The organism is Aquitalea sp. ASV15 (assembly GCF_016429115.1).
Taxonomy (GTDB): Bacteria; Pseudomonadota; Gammaproteobacteria; order Burkholderiales; family Chromobacteriaceae; genus Aquitalea; species Aquitalea magnusonii.
This window is the reverse complement of sequence record NZ_JAELTZ010000261.1, coordinates 1-211: the sequence shown is the minus strand read 5'-3', so window position 1 is coordinate 211 and position 211 is coordinate 1. Positions and strand designations below refer to the sequence as shown.

Sequence of the window (211 nt, the reverse complement as noted above, 5' to 3'; positions counted from 1 at the left end):
GCGCCAACCACGTGGTCACCACCACGGCGACCGTGGCAGCCAATGGCAGCTGGACCGTTCCGGCCAGCAGCCTGAGCGGCCTGGTGGATGGCCCGGTAACGGTGAAAGCCAGCGTCAGCGATGTGGCTGGCAATACCGCCAGCGCCAGCAATAGCGACAGCAAGGATACGGTGGCCACCATTGCCATCAGCAGTGATGGCAGTGGCAGCGA

At 64.9% G+C, this 211-nt stretch carries 1 protein-coding gene; it reads left to right on the top strand.

Going from position 1 to position 211, the window contains the following annotated elements:
• Window positions 1-211: hypothetical protein (locus JHD64_RS21850; RefSeq protein ID WP_199055849.1), on the top strand; the 211-nt coding region annotated here is incomplete at both ends.